The organism is Ruegeria sp. BJ6, assembly GCF_056537885.1.
The window spans coordinates 295,788-312,828 of the sequence record NZ_JBQFSG010000001.1 but is presented as its reverse complement, the minus strand read 5'-3'; the positions used below and the strand labels follow the sequence as shown (position 1 = coordinate 312,828).

General features: G+C 58.9%; 8 protein-coding genes. All 8 read left to right on the top strand.

Annotation, left to right across the window (positions count from 1 at the left end; genetic code table 11):
• The first annotated feature begins 5 nt into the window (after window positions 1–5).
• The 8 genes from ACR0D6_RS01425 (at window position 6) to ACR0D6_RS01390 (ending at window position 16,998) form a co-directional block, all read left to right on the top strand.
• Window positions 6–440: a GPW/gp25 family protein gene (locus ACR0D6_RS01425; RefSeq protein ID WP_480764196.1), complete on the top strand. Its 435-nt coding sequence runs from the start codon at window positions 6–8 to the stop codon at window positions 438–440.
• On the top strand, window positions 437–5,566 hold the full coding sequence (locus ACR0D6_RS01420) for a baseplate J/gp47 family protein (RefSeq protein WP_480764195.1): 5,130 nt from the start codon (window positions 437–439) through the stop codon (window positions 5,564–5,566). The genes ACR0D6_RS01425 and ACR0D6_RS01420 overlap by 4 nt, the downstream gene beginning before the upstream one ends.
• Window positions 5,563–7,701: a baseplate J/gp47 family protein gene (locus ACR0D6_RS01415; protein WP_480764194.1), complete on the top strand. Its 2,139-nt coding sequence runs from the start codon at window positions 5,563–5,565 to the stop codon at window positions 7,699–7,701. Before ACR0D6_RS01420 ends, ACR0D6_RS01415 begins: the two co-directional genes overlap by 4 nt.
• Window positions 7,698–9,818: a hypothetical protein gene (locus ACR0D6_RS01410; RefSeq protein ID WP_480764193.1), complete on the top strand. Its 2,121-nt coding sequence runs from the start codon at window positions 7,698–7,700 to the stop codon at window positions 9,816–9,818. The genes ACR0D6_RS01415 and ACR0D6_RS01410 overlap by 4 nt, the downstream gene beginning before the upstream one ends.
• Before the next feature lie 22 nt (window positions 9,819–9,840).
• The gene (locus ACR0D6_RS01405; RefSeq protein WP_480764192.1) at window positions 9,841–11,367 is read left to right on the top strand and encodes a hypothetical protein; all 1,527 of its coding nucleotides are present in this window, start codon (window positions 9,841–9,843) and stop codon (window positions 11,365–11,367) included.
• 24 nt (window positions 11,368–11,391) lie between these two features.
• Window positions 11,392–12,576: a hypothetical protein gene (locus tag ACR0D6_RS01400; protein WP_480764191.1), complete on the top strand. Its 1,185-nt coding sequence runs from the start codon at window positions 11,392–11,394 to the stop codon at window positions 12,574–12,576.
• A gap of 127 nt (window positions 12,577–12,703) precedes the next feature.
• Complete coding sequence (locus tag ACR0D6_RS01395) at window positions 12,704–16,375, top strand: phage tail protein (protein ID WP_480764190.1); 3,672 nt, start codon at window positions 12,704–12,706, stop codon at window positions 16,373–16,375.
• A complete protein-coding gene (locus ACR0D6_RS01390) occupies window positions 16,375–16,998 on the top strand; it encodes a hypothetical protein (RefSeq protein ID WP_480764189.1) in 624 nt (207 codons plus the stop codon). Before ACR0D6_RS01395 ends, ACR0D6_RS01390 begins: the two co-directional genes overlap by 1 nt.
• The last annotated feature ends 43 nt before the right edge of the window (window positions 16,999–17,041 follow it).

The following is a 17,041-nucleotide window of genomic DNA, read 5'->3' as shown; positions in this document are numbered from 1 at the left end:
GATCGATGACAGAAACCGACTATCCGCCTTTCCTCGGGCGCGGCTGGCGCTTTGGAACACTGCCCGAGGGTCGTCTGGGCGTCACGCTCGACCGTCGTTGGGGTCGCGTGGAGATGGTTGAGGGCGAGGAAGATGTTGAGCAATCCATCGCCATCATCCTCGGTACGGCCCGTGGCGAGCGTGTGATGCGACCGGATTTCGGATGCGGAATCCATGAGCTTCCGTTCGAGACAATCTCGTCTCCGCTCGTTGCCGAAGTTCGCCGCGTCGTGCGTGAGGCGCTGGTCCGGTTCGAGGCGCGTATCGAAGTGCTGCGCGTCGAGGTTCACACAGGTAAATCCATCAAGGGCAAGCTTGAAATCGAACTCGACTACCGCGTCCGCACGACGAACCAGACCGGGAACTATGTCTATCCCTTCTACTTCAAAGAGGTTTCGTGACCCGTTCGCCCGCATATCCCAAGGTCGATGGCCGCCGCGTCAGTGATTTGCGCTCTGATCTGTTGCGCGACATTGCGGCCCTTGCGCCTGATTGGCGGGCGGTCTCGGCAGAGACAGGCGCCGACCGCGCGATCGTGGAAATCGCCGCGAGACTGGCCGAAGAGGCGACCCGCAGGCTCGACCAGACGCCCCAACGAGATGCCCTTGCGTTCCTCGAGCTTTTCGATGTCGCGCCACCGCGCCCCTCTGCGGCACGCGGTGTTTCCGTTTTTGCATTGAAAGAGGATAATCCCGGTCCGGTCACCGCTGCCGCCCGAACCGGGCTGGAGATCGCTACCATCTCAGGTGAGGCCGCAAAGTTCGAAACAGCCGAAGACATTCTGATACAGCCCACGCGGATCGGCCTGATTGCGACCTCGGATCCTTCAACGGATCGGTTAGAGGTTTCACCTGCCCAGGTTTCGTCCTTCGATCCCGATCTCACGCCGCGGCCAGCTTACGGTCTTGCGACCTCTGCCGGGCCCGGTGCCACGGTTATCTCCATCGAGCCGCCCATAGGCATCCTGCCCGGCGATTTGCTGCGCATCGAAAGGATCGGCGCTGAACCGGTCTTTCTCGAAGTTGAGACATTTTCCGAGGATGGTCTTGCCACGCTTGTGACGCCGGTTGGGGAAACCGGTCTGCCGGTGGCTATGGTTGCCGGTATCGAACGCATGACCCGTCTTGACGCGTTCAGCATGCCTGACCAGCAGGAGCATGGCCTTTATATCGGCGATGCAGATCTGTTGAACGTCAATGAACCGGCAACGATCACGCTCCGTTTTGATCCGGCGCCGATTGCTGCGCTTCTTGGCCCGAATTCGGTGGAATTCGAGCTGTGGGGGACGCGCGAAGCCCCCGGTGAGGCCGAGGACGCGCCGCGTTGGCACCGTCTGGTTCCGCTTGCAGGTGGCGCCGGACAGGACATTCGCCTGTATAAATCCTGGGTTGGCCCCGCCGATGAACTGGATCTTGGCGAAAAGAAAGCCCGTTTCATTCGTGTCCGCCCCAAGGACCCGATTGTTCCAACCGATGATGAGCACCCTTTGACTGGCCGGGATGCGATGTTGGAGACCGTGCAGCTGGGCATCAAGACCGAGCAGCCAGCGGATGCGTCAGGGGACACCGTTTCACAAATTGCCTACAACGGAACACCCTTGCCACTGACAACGGCCTTTCTTCCGTTTGGCGCGGAACCGCGCCGCTTTGATACGTTTGCTCTGGCGGCGCCCGAGGCATTCACCAAACCAGACGCAACGGCGACTCTGTGGTTCCACCTGACGGATGCGACGCTCGCGGCGGTCTCTGCAGCCTTCCGGTTTGATGGTGAGCGCCACGCCTATGGTGTCGGGTTCAACGGTCGCCTTCAGGCGCTGATCCTGACCGGTGAACGGACGGTCTGGCGCGACCTCGGCGGTCCACCGACCGAAGACGGTTCCAGCGATATGCTGCCGTTGGAGCCGAATGCAGGCGCGGTTGCATATGGCCGATCCATCGCCGGTGCGGGCGATGACGAGGCCAGCGATATTGTCGTTACTGCAAGTACGTCAGGCCGTGTGTTCACCGGCCGTATTCGTATCCAGCGCGACGCGCAGGCAAGCGCCGAGGATTCTGCGGCACTGGAACAATGGTACGAGATGCCCGGATTGCCGGACGGTTTCCGAGCCGAGGAGGGCACTCTGGCACTGGCGGTGGCGCCTCAGAAACTGGAAAATTCCGAAGGTTATCGCGGCTTCATTCTCGCGGCAGGGCAGGGTGGTGTTGCCTTCGTCCGCAACCGTTATGCAGGGTATGCGTTTACCAATTCAAACTGGCAGGCGGTGCCGCTACCTGTGGATCTGACTGTGCCGGACCGGCCAGTCCTGCAGTTGATTGATGGTTCGGTGACCGATGACGAGGCACTATTTCTGACGGTTGACGCGGCAAGAAATGTTTGGGTTCTGACGATCAAACTTGATGGAACCAATCCAATTTGGAACCAATTGAAAGACGACAACGGCAACAACGTCACCCTGCCTGTCAACGCCCGACCCGCAGCCTACTTTACCGGCGGCGGCACGGGGCATTTATTCGTAGCTTTTTCAGAAACCAACAGGATTGAAATCTGGGAATTTGATCGTCCTACTGGTTTTGGTTATGAGAACGATTTCGTGTCGCTCAATGCAGCAGGCATGGCCGCTACAAACCACCTCAGCATCGTGCCGGATCTTGAAGCGGACACGGCAGCACCTCATGTCATCGGGTACCGCAATGGTCCCGGACCCGGTGAAGTCTTTGAATGGGCACCAACAAGGGATGTGTTTGCCCGTCACGTGCCAACCCCCGACATGGCACTCGATGATCCGCCATTGCATTCGGTATGCGCGATTTTTCCGCCAACCTCCGATGATCCGCGTGCGCGTGTCGTCTTTCCGGCGCAGGACCAGCGGTTCGCAGGCCTTCATGTAAACCCGTCCGTTAGTGTTACAGACTTGGAGCATTGGGTTGCTGTTCCGGCCGCTTCGGATGCTAGTCTGACCGACGTTTTGATTGGTTTTTCGGATGCCAGCTCCAGTGAGGAAATTGTCGTACCCGGACTAGAACGCGACATAAACGAAGCCGGGGAAGAGGTTTATGCCTTTGGCGGAAATGCGGATTGGGATCCGCCACTGGATCTGTATCGCGCTGGGCCAACAATCGACGTGGAATACGAGGGCGCTTCGCCCAATTCCGGTGAGTTGACCGGCGATACCGGAACTGCGCCGGCCGCTCTGACCGGGCGGACGATACTTGTGCGCACCAGTCAGGCCGATCAGAATTTCGAGCTGTTTACCGTGGCTGCCACCAACGACGATGACGTGCTGACCGTCAATGACGCCGACAGACTCGATGACCTGCTTGGGAACCCCGCCGACGGTGACACGGAAACCGCCGTCTGGGCCGTGGTGGAACAGGTTGGCACTGTCGCCGGGGCCCAGAGCGGCGAAAACGACAATACGCTGGCCGAGCTTGGCAATGCGACTTTCCCCGACGCAATAGCGGCAGGACATTTCTCCGAACCGGGACTTGCTGACAGCCCGCTGTTGACCGACACCACAGGTTCCGAGCATGTGATCTTGCCGGACTGGGGCGGTAACGTACCACTGCCAAACGAGGTGTTCCTGAAGCTCGTTCCGCAAAATGGCGGCCCTGAGATTCTGACCATCCACTCCTTCTCTTCCGAATTCGCGGAACCGGAACTGTCGTGGGAATACTACAACGGTGATGGCTGGAAGTTGCTGGATCAGGGCTTTCTGGACACCACTTCGGATTTCCAGCGCAGCGGCAAGGTACAGTTCACCGTACCGCGTGATCTATCGCTAACCGAGATCGGTGGGCAAGAAGACTATTGGGTCCGCGCTCGTCTTGTCGCCGGAGACTATGGTCAGCCGGAATACAAGGTTCAGATCAGCAACGGTGGCAATATCCAGACGGTTGAGATCGACACGTCCAAGCTGCATCCGCCCCAGGTTGCCAGCGTCACGGCTGCATTCGATCTGCCGGTTGGCGCATTACCCCAGTCTGTCGTTGCCCGGAACAATCTGCGCGATCTGGACCAGAGTTCTGCAAACAGCCTGAAGGGAGCTGAATATGCGATGTTCGAGGGTGCCTTTGCCGAACCGCTGGGCGCAGATGGAAGTCGCGCTATTTTTCTCGGCCTCACCCGTCCTCTCGAACCCGGTTCGGCAAGCCTATTCGTGACCGCATTGGACAATCCGGACAGGGGAGAGCTTGTTCTGGAAACTCTTGGGCCTGACAACACGTGGGCACCGGCGCCGCTGGCCGAAGAGGACCCGACCTTTGGGTTGCATCGCACCGGTTTGATACGTTTCACAGTGACTGAGCGCCCGGCGCAGGTGTTTCTGTTTGGCAAGGTCTTGCATTGGTTGCGGCTGAGGGTTCGGGAACTTACCGATTGGCAGCCGCAAATTACCGGTATTTGGCTGAACGGTGTACGGGTGGTGCAGGCGGAAACTGTCCGGCAGGAACTGCTTGCCTCATCAGCGGGTGAGCCAGACCTGCAACTGACGCTGTTGAAGCCGCCGGTGTTGGCCAACTCGCTTGAACTGCGCATTCGTGAACGCATCGGTGCCGAAGAAATAGAAATACTGAACGCCGAAGGCGATCAGAGTGGCCCGGTCCAGGTCCTCATCGATCCCCCGAACCTGCCGGGGAAATGGGTGTTGTGGCGGCAGGTCGACAGTCTACAGAACCAGCCCGCAGACGCGCGGGTCTATTTGCTGAATCCGGATGGGCGCCTGCGTTTTGGCAATGGCCGCAATGGTCGCATCGCTCCTGCGGGCCGCGACAATATTCGCGCCTTCGTCTATCAAAGTGGCGGGCAGCGGGTAGAAACCCAAGCATTTGCAGATACCCGGCTGACCGGTTCCGTTGAAGGGCTGGAAGAGACGCTTACGCCTTCGCCCATCGCCGGAGGCACACATCCGCCGACCGAGCCGGAACTGGTCGCCCGTATGCCGGAAGCTCTGCGTCACGCTGGATCCGCCCTGTCACTTGCTGATCTTGAGGCGCAGGCCCGTGATGCCGACAGTGAAATCGTTCAGGTTCGCGCTTTTGCTCTCGATACGGATAGTGGCAGTGTGCGTCTTGCGGTCCTTGCCCGGTCAGAAAGCAGGATGCCGGTTTATTCGCTGGCACAGCGGGAAAATCTGAAACGCGTGCTTGCTGCAAAAATGAGCGATGCCTGGGGCGCGGTCTGTCTGGATGTGCAGTCGGCTGTTTTTGTGCGGGTCAAAGTTACGGTGCGTCTCCATGCACGACCGGGTGGGCTTGCGGCGCTGGAAACGGTTGCGTCTGCGCAGTTGCGAACCTTCCTACACGCTGTATGGGGCGGCCCGGGCCTAAGCGGCTGGCCCCCGGGGCGCGCGCTTTGGCCCACCGACATTCGCCGGGCCTTGTCCGCCATCGATTCACTAGACCGGATCGAATCCGTTGAAATTGAAATGCCCGGAGACCTCGCGCTGGGCGAGATTGCCGCAAATGAGGTCATCACCACTGCAAGCTCTGCGGATATCCGCGTGCTGGTACTGGGGGAGGCAGAAACATGACTTCCTTTGTCCCTGTTCTGGACGACATTGAATTCGATCAACTGGTCGTGGATGGCCGCAGCCAAATTCCGCGCTATGCGCCCGACTGGACCGACCACAACCTGTCTGATCCCGGCATCACTCTGATTGACTTGCTGGCATGGCTGACCGACCAGCATATCTATCGCATCGGATTTGTCGGAGACAGCCTGCGCGCTGCCTTTACTCGCGTCATGGGTATTGTCCCGCAAGGACCGGCGGCAGCGGAAATGCTTGTCTGGCCGGAAGGAGGGGTGCCGGTGACCAGCCTGCGTGTCGGAACCCAGCTGCGTTCCCCGGATGCAAACGATGCCCGCTTTACCCTGACCCACGATATTCGGACCGTCGCGCCAAGGATCATCGAGATCTACCTCTGGCAGGACGGTGTCCGGCGTAAACTTGGGACGGGGCTGACCGAAGGCCGCGACCCGCTGGACCTGTATCCCTTTTCAGGCGGCGGGCCTGCAATGCTGGAAGTCGAATTGGAGCACGAAATCACACCGCTTTCCGATGCTGGTCCGGTCTCACTGGGTTTGCAGATGGAAACCGAAGACGGAAACACTGAGTGGGGTGCCACAACCGTCGAACAACAAGATGATACGGGCGATTTCTGGCACGTTCTGGAGACAGACGATCTGACCAACGGTTTGCGCAAAAGTGGCGCCATACTGTTTTATCCGAACACTGCGATCCGGGCGCAAAGATTGCGCATTCGTCTTGATAAGGGGTTCCGCCCCGGTCTGGCGCGACTTTCCCGGCTGGCGCTTAACGTTCTGCCCGCCCAGGAAGGCGTGGATGATCCCGGGGGCGTAATCGGAGAGGGCACCGGGCTTCCCGATCAGTTGGTGAAACTGGAAACGGATGACATCGTCGATCGCGAAACGCAGCTGACAGTCGTAACGAGTTCAAACGGGACAGAAACCAACTGGACCGGCACCGAAGATTTATCCCTATCCGGTCCGGCGGATGCACATTTCCGTCTTACACCTGATGGTCTGCTTTTTGGGAACGGGCTGAATGGTCGAACAATACCACCCGGTTCCCCGATACAACTCAGGCCCGTCCGCCGAACATGCGGCGCTGAAGGGGCCGTTGCCGCTGGCCTGCGCTGGTCGATTGCGGGAACTGTATTTGGCACCAATATCACGACCTCCACCCGTGGTCACAACCGTGATGATCTGCGCGCGCTTATCGCCCGGGCGCGTTCCGTCAGCCGAGCCCGTAACGGATTATTGTCTGCTGACGAAATTCGCAAAACACTGCTCGCCGCCGGACTTGGGCTGGCCGACGTTCAGGTGACCGCGCGCCGCCGCCCGGGGTTTGATGGCAGGGAAACACCCGGGGCGCGGACAGTACTGCTCGTCCCGTTGCGCACACCCGATACCGTTCCGAGGCACCCATCGCCCCGGCTGCGGCGCCGGGCGGAACGGGCTCTCGCGCCTTTGCGGTTGCTGGGTGAAAGGCTATATGTTTCGTTTCCGATCTATACCACAGTCGATGTTTCCGTGACCGTGATCGTTGATCCCGATACGGACGTTGAGGCCTTTCGTGCTGAGGCCGAGAAGATGCTTCGCGCCCGCTTGTGGGATTGTCGTCGTCACGCCGAAATTGCACCGTGGCAACCCGGTCGCGTCGTGACAGTGGGTGAGATTGAAAGCCTTCTGTCCAAATTGCCCCAAGCCTCACGCATTGCTGATTGCCGTATCGGTCCCACTGGCCGGACACCCGGCCGCGATGACATTCAGATAGGTGACCGCGGAATTGCTTTGGCCGGTGCTGTCGACATTCACGTTGTCCGTGACGGAGCCGATGGTGCCGAAGACATCCCTGTTTGGATTGACATTTCTGTCGACCTCACCGTCCACCCCGGAACTGACCGTAGCGTGATCAAGGCAGCTGCCGAAGATGCGGTGCGGGGCTGGAGTCAGACCGGCGGTACCTTGTTGACCGAGCCACTGGCAACCATTCTGTCCCGTATTTCCGGCGTTACGAATGTTCGCGCAATTCAGTTTTCACGCGAGGGCAACCACCCCACCCAACTCCGTCCATCCGAAATCGCCCGTGCCGGATCCGTATCGGTGCGTGCACGCTATCCGAGTGATTGGGGGGCGACATGACCCATCCGCTCGACAAGGTGTATCGCTTCTCTACCCATCAGCATTGGGGGCTGGGGCATGCCGAGAACTTTTTGTTCGGCGCTGGCTCCGACGGCGGGTTGGTGGCCCCGGGCAAGCTGGAAGCGTCAATAATCGCGAAGGGTGACAAAGGCCCGAAAAACGACCCGACAACCATCCGGGCTTTAGCCGCCGATCCCTGTGGCAGCCTGCTGTGGCTGCAGTCAGACGGGGCCGTGTTCACGCTGTATAACGAACAGGCCTTCCAGATAGCTACATTGCCAGCCTCAGACGCGATAAAATCCACTCGGCTGATCTGGGGTCAGCAAGTCGGTTGGATTGTCTCAAACGGTGCGATTTTGCGTATCGACATCCGGACTGGAGATCGCACCGGGAATTTCACGGCGCAAGACTGGTATGTGGCCGATGCGGTTCAGGACATCTGCGACGGCGCAATCGTCGTTGAGACGCGTGGCGAAACCTTGCGTCTTCGCCAGATTCGACCCGAAGGGCGCAGCCGGGTCCTGACGCAGGTCGAGGGGGATTTCGAACTGCTTGCTGCCTTGCGATGGCAAACCAGCGAGTATGTCAATCTGGTAGTCACCTCTGAGAACGGCGTGCGGATTGTCAGTCTGGCGCTTGATGGGGACATTCTGACGGACCTGCAATATCCGGGTTTTTTCCCGGCCGGGCCTGCGACGTTGGAAGGGCCGGAAAGGCTTGTTCTCGCCCATCGCGGTGGTGGCGTATTCACCATTGCAAGCGGCCTGGCAGAACCATTGCGCCGGATCACTTCTGCCGACCCGATGTCCGCGTTTGCTGCGCTTTTGTTTGCGAATGGAACATTGTACGCGTCTGCGGGGCGCCGCATTCTGGCGTTGCATGAAGTCCACGGTGCGGCTGAGGCTGAATCTTCCACATATTATTCGCCGGTTTTGCGCTCGCCTCTTGGGGATCGATCGGGCTGGTTGCGTGCAGATGTCGAGGCATGGCTTCCACAGGGCGCGCGCGTTCGTATTTCCAGCAAGGTGTTGGCTGACCAAACGGCTGTCGCAGTCTATACCGCCGCGCTCGAATCCGACCCCTCAAGCGATCACGTGACCACTGGCTGGTCGGAAGAAACCGCCAGCACGCATTTCGGTGACGGTAAGGCCAGCGTTCTTCGCCATTACCTTGGCCACGAAGCCGCCGAACACATCGCGCTGCGCATTGAGCTGTCTACTCCGGCCTGCGCGGCCGCAGCCGGGATTACCGGTATGCAGGTTTATTACCCAAACCGGTCTCTGATCGACAATTTGCCCGCGATCTATCGCAACGGCACAAGTTCCGAGGCGCAATTCCGGCGAATGCTTGCCCCATTTCAGGGGCTGGCAGACGAGATTGATGATCGTATTGATGACGGCATCCGTCGTGTCGATCCGGCCCATTCTGATGATTTGTGGACCGGTTTTCTGCTTGGGTGGCTGGGTCATGCAGACTTTTCACGGCTTCCCAGCGGGCTCCGGCAGACATTCCTGCGGGCACTACCGGAAATCCTGCGTTTGCGTGGCACGCTCGCCGGACTTGCGCGTGTGATGCAATGCCTTGTTCCGGAAGGGTTCATTATTGAGGATGGTGGCCTTTCGCCGGACGTTTGGGTGCTCCCCGACGCACGTGATCCTGCAGGTGCGCGTCTGGGAAGGGAAACCGCCGCCGCGTATCACCGGCCAGTGGCCCTTGCGCTGGGCAATTGTGGCACGCTGCTTGGCGATGCGGTCCTGAAAGAGGCGTGCCTCAGCCTGACAGCACAAAATTCGTGCAGTGCAATAGTCACAGTTCGGGTGTCAGGTGGCGACGCCGTGCAAGAGCGTCTTGATCCGTTCACCGCACACATTGCTCGTCATTTTGCACCGGCCAACACCCGTCTGAATTTTGTCTTTGGTGATCACCGACCACATCGGTTGCTGGAACGCGCGCATCCCGTGACGGCAGGAACGGATCCCGAGGCACTGTTTACTCTCGACGACGAAGGTAGTCGCGCATTGAGCGCGTGGCGGCTGCCAACGGTCGGATCCGCGGCCCATAGCGGCCCGCCAGTTCTGGACGAAGCGCACCTCGATGGAACCCTGGTCCTGGCTTAACGCCCCGGTAAGGAGGAACGATATGAAAGACGAACATGCCCCAAAGGACTGCTGGTCCAGCACCCCGTATTATCGTCCGGGCACGCGGCTGACCGCTGAACAACTGAATGCTGCGCAAGAGGATGCGGTGCGTCGCGATCGGCTGGTCAACGTGGCAATGCACGGTGTCGGCGTGGCATACGGGTTCGAAGTCAGGACCAATGATGACGGAAGAATGATCGTCGAAGACGGGTGTATCTACGTCAGCTGCGGTCTTGCTTTTGACCGTTATGGCCGGATGCTGTTCTGGCGCGGCGGTTATCTGCACGTTCGCGATATTGTCGGCCCATCTCCGCAGTGCGAAGGTAAATACACGCTGGTCGTTCACTATGCCGAACAGGCTGATCGCGACGACTGTTTCGATCCCTGTAGCGAGAGTTCAGGGTGGGTCCGCCGGTGCGTTGCCTTTACGTTGAAACGCGACTGCGAACAGGCGGAGTTTTGCGCTCCGGACATCCCCGAAGACGAATGTATGACCCGGCATGACTGGATCTGCATCCGGAATGGGTTCCAGCGAGGTGCGGTGCCGATGGATGAGGTGTTGAAATACGCCTGTGCTGACCCCGAGCCCCTGAAGGAGACGGACTGCGGCCGGGTGGCCTATGACCCGTATTCAGGCATACCGCTGAGTTGCCTGGAGATTTGCGATGTTGATCGCGAAAGGGAGGATTGCCATCCGCGATATGAATTCTGCCACTGCGGATGTGTCGAAAGCTGCTGCGTCAGGCCCGTCGCATACCGCAATCAGTTGCTCTATGAACTTATCAATCTGGACGATGTTCCGCTTGCCAAGGTCGAAAGCTACAGCTGGTCCAGATGGGAGCTCAAGCGCTGGTCCGACAGTGATCGGATGCCGTTTTCGGCCTTCCGCAGGCTTGTGAAGAACAGCCAGCAACTCAATGTTGCCGGGGGACTTTCCCTGATGTTCGACCGTCCTGTCCAGCGGGATACCCTGCACCCGATGAGTGTCATTCTGGACATCTATATTCTGGAAACCCGCGCCGACTATTGGGAGCCATGGCGTATTCCGCTGGAGATTCTGCATCTGGACAAACACGGCCGTATCGTCGGTGACGATTGGGAAGATGAATGTGTCTGGGGCGTGCTCATCAAGCCCGAGGACGCGTGGATTGAATACGAGATCGACGACAAGAAATCGACAATCCTCGATTGCGCCAACCGAGACCGTCTGGCGCGGGTTGAAATCAAGCTGCGCTGCCAGATCATCCGTGACTGCTGCGGGTTGATGCTGGATGCGCGACCCGTGGACATCGACCTAGAAGATCCGGATGGCCGCTGCAAAATCCATTGTGGCCACAGGGCTGGTCAGGATCGCACCGGCGGGGATTTCCTCAGCCTGTTCAGAATTGGCCGCGACAAGGCCGAAGACTGCGACGACGACGAATATCCCGATTCCGAAGAATACGTTCATAGCGACAAGATTCCGGACGACAGGTCCGAAAAGCAAGGCAACTACGAGCAAAGAGGCGCCTCGGAGCAGGCCAGCTAGGCCCCAGAGTGAAAGGAGTGTAAGATGAACAAGCCATTTTCCGATACGGGCCGGACCTTTCCGATGCCGGCGACCTCGGTCAATTTCACCAACGGTATGATTGTCACTGCGGAAGATTTAAGTGCCGCAATGACTTACCCGGTGATGCTAATGCAAAGCGTGAATCGCGCTGTTTATGGTTGTGGTGTCGCTTGCGGCTTTCCTCTTGAACCGGACCCTGACCTTTGTGGGCGCGAGGAACCATGCGATCCATGCGATGAAAACTCAGAGATGGCGTATCCCAGTTTCACGGTTCAGGTGGGGCGCGGCACTGCAATCGACTGTTCGGGAATGCCTGTGGAACTGTGCAAGCCCGCCAAGATCGACCTTGGTGACCGGTCCTGCGGTTGTGAAGTGAAAGAAGGGAAAGTCTGCATCTACATCCGGCGGGTCAGCGCGCCGCAGGCTGCACGCGGTGACTGTTGTGGTGGTCAAACGGGGGTTGCGCAATGCTCTCGCATGCAGGACCACGTCGAAATCAGGGCTTTCCCATGGGACGAGCCGCCCGATCATGCCTGTATGCATCCAATGGCCGAAGATAACGGTGACTGCGGATGTAACGGCGACGGCAACGACAACGGTGGCAGCGGTCGATCCGAACAGAACTCTGGCTCACTGCGGGAGGCTGCGAGAGACCCAGAGTACCGTTATCCCGAACACGACGAAATCTGCAAATGCCTGCTGCAATGCGGTGACTGCGATTGCTGTGGTGAAGGGTGGGTTCTGCTTGGCTGCTTAACCCTCTGCAAAGGAGGCATCGTCTCGGACAGCTTTGAAAACCCGTACAGTCACCGGAAGTGGATCAAAACGATCGAGTGCTTCTGCCGCAAGCGCAAAGTCGAAGAACAAGTGGAGCCCGAGTATTACGTCCAGCAAGCCCAATCCGATGCCGAGGTTGAATTCTCCAGCGGCAGATCGCCGGATTATGCGGTTTTGTGGGCCGAAGAACCTGAGCCGGGATTTGAAGAGAAGCTTCACGACCTGATAGGCGATTACAAACGCGAAGCGACCTTTGTGGCGGCAGGGGCAACGAATCTCGAGCGGCTTCGCCATTTGCTTGAGGTTCGTCAGGCATATCTTCAAGGCGCTTTCGGCCTCAAGAGCCCGGACGTGTTGCGCAATTATCTGCGGCGTATTGATGAAGACCTGTCAAAGGAGCGTAAGAAATAGTGCAACGCCCTTGGCGCTGCCTGTTCCGCTGTGCGCCTGAAAGGCATAGCTGATGGCCCGTGCGACGACCTCAAGGCGGTCCTCCGGCCGCATCCGACCCCGCCCGCCCGCGGCGACCAGGCCACCAATGCAAAGGTTGCCCGGGTCGGGTCCCGGCGGGCTAAGCGCCGGTCAGGTGGGTCGTGATAGTATTGGTCTGGCGGAACGGGCGCTGACTGCGGTGCCTTCGCTGAACGGTGAAACTGTCTCGACAAGACCGGAACCCGCCGCAGCAAAGCTGAAACCTACGGCACCAACCACGCCCGCTGTCGTACCCGAAGCCGTTACGTCCGAGGCGGCAACCCCTGAACCTGTTACACCCGAACCTGTCGAACCTGCCGCAGTTTCGCCGATTGTCGCGCCAGAACCCGTTGCGCCGGATACTGCCGAACCATCCGGCACATCTACCGCCGCTGCGCCAGCTGGAGTTCCGGCCCAAGCCGACGAACCCGAGGCGGGATCTGAAACCGTTGCGGAAACCACCGCTAGAGATGCGGGGGGCGAAGCAGGCGGCGCCTCTGGTGCGATGGGCGGTGCCATTCCGTCCAGCGGAGAGTTGGTTGAAGCGCCCGTTCCGGACACACCTGCACCCACAGATGCCACGACGGGTGATCAGGCCGCATCGGATGCGGAAGCTGAAGCACCCGAGCCTGAGCCTGAACCAAGCCCGGCTGAGGCCACGGCCCCTGTCACGGCGGCAGTCTCGCGCCGCGCAAGGGCGTCTTCGGCACACCAACCTGCGCCAGCTGCGGCCTCCAATGCGGTTGCGTCCGGTAACCAGCCGGATGTCACACAGCGCCGGGCAGCCCAACAGCAGGGCGTTGCAGGCGCAGACGGTGCGACCACAAGCGAGGTCGATCAGGACAGCTTTGAAAAGGCTCTGCGTACCGCGATTGAAAACGCGATGCCCAAGCCCAGAAATGAAAGCGAGGCCAAAGATGTAATGAACCATGGTGCTGAGCGCGCAAACCGTGCGCTAGGCGAAACCATGGGCCAGCAACAGACACAGGCAGTTGGCAACCTGCCGGAAGCGGTGGATGAAACCCAACAGCCCAATCCCGGCGATATGCCCGGTGGCGACGTGGTTGAAATCTCTTCTGACGAACCCGGCCAACCGCCGGCTGCCGTTTCCGCCGCGCCCGTTGTTGCCCCGCCATCCACAGAAGCAGCCATCGACACGTCGGAAAACCGCGAGCGTGTCGATGCACTGGAGGCTGAAAATAACGTAACCCGCGATCAGCTTACAAAGGGTCAGGACCCGCAATTCGAAACCGCGCTTGGTGCGCGCGAAGAAGCTGAAACAAATGACCGCGAAGCGCCGCAGCGGCTGCGCGAAGCCGAGGCCGTGGATCGCGCGGGCACCCGGGACCGTGCCGCTGGCGCCCTTGCTGGTGGTCTGAACGATTTCCACGGTGAACGCGTTGGCCGACTTGCCAATGTCGCCGGTCAGCAAAGCGCGACCAAAGGGCTGACCGAAGAGCGCAAGCGTCAGATCACCGCCGATATCGAGGCCATCGGCAAAGCCACCCGTGACGGCGTGACGCAAATCCTCAACGACATGGATGCCAAGGTGAACAAGACCTTTGGCGATGCGCTCGATCAGGCGATGAAGCTCTACGATGCCGAGTTTGAGGACGTAAAGGGCGGCTTTGGCACATGGGTCAGCGATGTCTTCTCGGGAACCTCCAGCGAAGAACGGCTGGAAATGGCGTTCCGCGCGGGCCGCTCGGTTTATGACGAGCACATCAGCGGGGCGATCACAGAGGTTGCTGGTATCGTCGAGGATCACCTTCAGCGTGCCCGCGATCGTGTCGCCGAGGGCAGGGCGGAAATCGACCGCTACATGTCCGAAGAAGTTTCGGAAGCCGAAGCGGATTATGCAGAACAGGCGACCGCAACCATCACCGCCGACTTCGACTCGCTGGAAAGTGAGATCGACGGGCGCCGCGATGCGCTGGTTAACCGTATGGTTGGAATGTATCGCGAAGGGATCGAGCGACGAAATGCGCGCGAAGAGCAGCTTCGCGAGGAAAACAAATCCTTCTGGCAACGCGTCTACGACGCGACCGTTGGCGTTATTAAGAAGGTGTTGGAATTCAAGAATATGCTTCTTGGAATCCTTGCCCGTGCCGCAGGCGTGGTTGAAGCGATTATTCAGGACCCGATCGGATTCCTAAAAAACCTCATCGCAGGTATTGGCGCGGGGCTGGAACGTTTTGTTTCAAATATCGGCGAAAACCTGAAAAAGGCGCTGATGGGCTGGCTGTTCGGCGCGCTGGAAGGGGCGGGGATACAGCTTCCGGATACGTTCGATTTCAAGGGGGTCCTCAGTATTATCCTTCAGGTTCTGGGGCTTACCAAGGAAAACATCCGGGCAAGGGCCGTAAGAATTCTTGGGGAGGAAACCGTTCTCAAGATCGAGGCGGCGGTCGATTTCCTCCGCATTCTCTTTACCGAGGGGCCTGCCGGTATCTGGCAGATGCTATTGGAAAAGCTTGGCATGCTGAAGGATGCGATACTCGACGAAATCAAAAGCTGGGTCATCACGCAGGTCATCACGGCGGGTATCAAATGGATCGTGAGCCTTCTGAACCCCGCGTCGGCCTTCGTGAAAGCCTGTCTCATGATCTACGACATTGTCGTTTTCTTTATCGAGCGTGGACGGCAAATCATTTCAGTCGTCAACGCGATAATCGATTCACTTGCCATCATTATCGCAGGCAACATCGGCGCGATGGCGAAGGCCGTTGAAGAGGCACTGAACCGTATCCTGCCTGTCGTCATTTCCTTCCTTGCCGCGCTTCTTGGCCTTGGCGGTATCTCGGACACCATCAGGGGCATTATCGAAAAGATACAGGAGCCGGTGAACAAGGTGATCGACTGGGTCATCAACATGGGTTTGGGGATCGCGCAGAAGATTGCCGGATTCTTTGGCGGAAAGAACGAAAACGACCGCGTGACGGAAGAAGAGCGCGACACGTCGACGGACGCCGAAGTCAGCGTGACCGACTCGATAACCATGGATGGTCATGGTCATACACTGATTGCAGAAGTCCGTGGCGGCCAGATGTTCATTGGCATGGCGAGCGCGCGTTTCGACTCGCTGGAAACTCTGATCTATGGCGCGCGTCGACAGGAACAGCAGGGCCAGAACAGGGGAGAGGTCGTCGCTAAGCTGGATGAAGTGCTCGACAAGATTAAAGATCTTCGAGAGGATTGGGCCGCCGCCGCGTACAGCGAGGAAGGTGAAGCGAAGGCCAAGGAGAAGGTGCTGAGCTGGCTCAACGGTATCGGGGCATTCCTGCAGGGGTTCGGAGACGACTACGACATTCCCGACCTGAAGAACCTCGGGCATCCTTCCAAGTTTGTCGAAGGCGACCGGCTGAAGGACGAATACCACGGTCAGGAACGCAAATTGTTCTATCCAAGTCGATATTGGGCGGATGTTGAGCAGTGGAAACGGGATGAACTGGCCAAATACCCCGGCAACAAATTCAAAGATGCATTGACCGGGAAGATGGAGCCCAAATCAAAAGCGACCGTGGATCACAAGCCGATGGTTTGGGAGCATTGGTCCAAGAAGGGAGGGAATGACATGAAGCAGTCTCAGCGGGCGGTTTATTACAATGATCTGGCCAACCTCAGCCTAAGCACCCATGCCAACAACAGCAGCGACGGTGCGCTGGCCAGAGCGATGGGGGCAAGTTATGTCAAAACCGTTGGCCCCCACTTCCGCGGACCGGGTGAGGAGGACCTTTGATGGAGGACTATGCGGTTTGGGGCATTCGAAGCGCAGGTGAAGCCGGGGCTGCCATAGACTTGGCTTGTGGTCAGGCAACCGGGTTGCGCCACGTGGACGGTCAATTCGTGTCAGCCGCGCTTTCCTTGTTCGACAAGGATCTGACGCCGGAAAGCTGGACGGTTTCGACAACCCGATCCCTGTTTTATACAGACTATCTCGACTCCGCTGACTGGCGTGATGTCTGGACGCTTGGCTGGACATTAGACGTCAGGCTTGCCTCCGGTGAGGTTTCGGAAAACCGCTTTCTCATGCCCTATGAGTGGCTAGAGCCATCTGGCGGAAAGTGGGGTGGGGAGACTCAGATTGACGAAACACATGCGACTGCACTTTTTGTCGCCGGACGCCGCGATCCTTCGGTTCAGCCTTCAGCCGACGCGCTTGTTGATGCATTGGAGGCCAATGGCCTGACGCGAATCGAAAGTCAGCCATTTACGATGAAAAAGCTGGACCAAAGCCGGGTTCCTTTGGTTCGAGTGGCTGTGAATAACGTCGATTTCAGCAAAGATTTGCAACCTTTGAATGACACGGTATCCGAGCTGCAGGACTCCGGTTGGTTCCTGAACTGGCGTGATTTCATTTAGAGAATTCGGTCAGCGGTCTGGTCAGGGAGGAGCAGGAGGAAAG

Excerpts from the sequence above, each read along its gene's own strand:
- ACR0D6_RS01425 (WP_480764196.1), top strand. The coding sequence starts at position 6 with ATGACAGAAACCGACTATCCGCCTTTCCTCGGGCGCGGCTGGCGCTTT.
- ACR0D6_RS01415 (WP_480764194.1), top strand. The coding sequence starts at position 5,563 with ATGACTTCCTTTGTCCCTGTTCTGGACGACATTGAATTCGATCAACTG.
- ACR0D6_RS01410 (WP_480764193.1), top strand. The coding sequence starts at position 7,698 with ATGACCCATCCGCTCGACAAGGTGTATCGCTTCTCTACCCATCAGCAT.
- ACR0D6_RS01405 (WP_480764192.1), top strand. The coding sequence starts at position 9,841 with ATGAAAGACGAACATGCCCCAAAGGACTGCTGGTCCAGCACCCCGTAT.
- ACR0D6_RS01400 (WP_480764191.1), top strand. The coding sequence starts at position 11,392 with ATGAACAAGCCATTTTCCGATACGGGCCGGACCTTTCCGATGCCGGCG.
- ACR0D6_RS01395 (WP_480764190.1), top strand. The coding sequence starts at position 12,704 with ATGCAAAGGTTGCCCGGGTCGGGTCCCGGCGGGCTAAGCGCCGGTCAG.
- ACR0D6_RS01390 (WP_480764189.1), top strand. The coding sequence starts at position 16,375 with ATGGAGGACTATGCGGTTTGGGGCATTCGAAGCGCAGGTGAAGCCGGG.